Raw genomic sequence first — 2,079 nt, 5'->3', positions numbered from 1 at the left:
CTATAGGGGCACAGCTCACCCTTAAAGGGTTTTTACAACCTTCTTTTTGTGATCTTTATCCGGTCAAAGAACGTTTTGGGTAACCATTTTCTCACATTCTTATTCCGCTTGCCACAAGCATCACAGATCTCAGCCTGCCTGTCTTACATTTAGGGCATACATACGGATCGTGACCCGTAAGCTCCCGCCATACTTCCCTGGTGGTTATTCCTTCCAACACCGGTAGGAAAGAGGTTTTTCCTATCAGTTCAAAACAGGCCGAAAGTTTTTCTTTCATATTACACAGGGCCATAAAACCAAAATACCTCACTTTGTAAAATCCATAAGGCAGAACATGTTGTAAAAAACGCCTGATAAACTCATCGGCTTCTTGCTCATGGGCGATCGTTAATTATTTCTACAAAAAACTCCAGAGTAGGAGATTTTGCCGAGAGCGAGAGATAGAATATCTAAAGACACCTTCATATATATTTTTGGAGGGTGTTTTTATTATGTGGGTACAATGGTGGGTACAAAAAAAGGATTACTTTACGTAATCCCTTAATAGGCAATCTCTATTTGTGGTGCCACCGGTTACTGAACTACTTAATTTGTACTAACTGAAAAAGCATTGATTATCAGTACATATAGCAATATTTCTTAACGTATATTTTCGGCATAAATTAGCGTAAATTAGGTAATGTATGGTACAAATGTATGGTACAAGTTAATTTTTATTATATTTGTCTTGTAATTGTTCCATAAAATATCTTATCAATGGCAAAAATCTATTTTGTACTGCGGACACAAAAAGTCCAACGCGATGACGAAGCACCTATTTGGGCGCGTATCGTGGGAGGCCGCCAATTTGAATACAGAGCGACCTCAACGCTGACAATACCAATCAAGCATTGGAACAGTAAAAACGGATGTGTCCGGGAATATTCGGGCGATAATAAAGCACTTGCGGAGCGTTTGCGTGGCATAGATAAGCGGTTGAATGCGATCCGCCATGCCTTGTTGCAAGCAATAACAGACAATGAAGTATTTACACCCGCCATTGCACGGGAAACCATTGCCAATTGTCTTAGGGGTTTTGAAGTCCGGGTAACGGCCATTCCTAAGGATATAGCGATGTATTGTGATTATGTCATTTCCGAGATGCAGAGCGGAGCACGTCAGAACAAGGGAAGGCAATACGCGCAGAATTCAATAAAGGCATGGCAAAGTTTCTCGAAGTTGCTAAAAACATTCTTATCAAAACATCATTCTTCCTGGGACACGATCAATGTTGAGGAATTCAAACAATATCTTATAAATGGTGGGTACCTCAACAAGACCATAAATAAGTATGTAACTACATTTAAGACGTTATGTGCATTTGCATTCGCAGACGGACTGCACCATAACGCTGACATTGCAAAGGTAGTTTACCGGGAAAAAACCGAGAAAAAAGACAAAACTTTCAAGCCATTTTTGACATTGGCAGAATTGGAGGCACTATATAAAATGCACCTTCCGGCAGGGAGCCTAAAAGACAAGGTTAGAGACGTTTTTCTGTGCGGTTGCTATATGGGCCAACGCATATCAGACTATGGCCGTATAAGTCCGGAAATGTTCAAAAAAACGGCAAATGGGTATGACGTTGTTAGTCTTACCCAGGTAAAGACAGGAACGACCGTAACCATACCCGTACTTAGTCAGTATTTGACAAAAATATTTAAGAAGTACGATTACCAACTTCCGAGGGTATGCGACCAGGTACTAAACAGATATATAAAAGAGATTCTCCGTGAATTGTCGCAAACGGTTCCGTCTTTGGCTGAAAGGTCCATTACATTGCTGACAATGAAGGAACGCGAAGCAGAGGCAGCCGGGAAGATGAAGTTTGAACGTGATGCAAAAGGTAACGTATGGCGGCCCAAATGGGAGATGGTGAGTTCACACACGGCCCGCAGAACCTGCATAACCAATCTATATATTACCGGACTATTTGACGATCGTACATAATGGCAATATCGGGCCATAAAAGCCAAGAATCATTTGAAGGGTATATATGCCTTAGTTCAGAGATGATCGCTGAAAGAATAGCGCAAAAAC

2 protein-coding genes are annotated in these 2,079 nt (G+C 41.2%); one reads left to right on the top strand and one right to left on the bottom strand.

Annotation, left to right across the window (positions count from 1 at the left end; all coding sequences use genetic code 11):
• Positions 1 to 91 precede the first annotated feature (91 nt).
• Positions 92 to 385 carry a transposase gene (locus AC29Z1_RS17155; protein WP_488272663.1) on the bottom strand — a complete coding sequence of 98 codons (294 nt, stop codon included), beginning with the start codon at positions 383 to 385 and terminating at the stop codon, positions 92 to 94.
• 371 nt (positions 386 to 756) lie between these two features.
• On the opposite strand from AC29Z1_RS17155, the gene AC29Z1_RS17150 reads away from it, so the two are divergent.
• On the top strand, positions 757 to 1,989 hold the full coding sequence (locus AC29Z1_RS17150; RefSeq protein WP_488272662.1) for a phage integrase SAM-like domain-containing protein: 1,233 nt from the start codon (positions 757 to 759) through the stop codon (positions 1,987 to 1,989).
• Positions 1,990 to 2,079: the final 90 nt, after the last annotated feature.

The organism is Sporomusa sp., assembly GCF_057736855.1.
The sequence above is the reverse complement of the archived record's forward strand: the minus strand, read 5'-3'. Positions and strand labels throughout refer to the sequence as shown.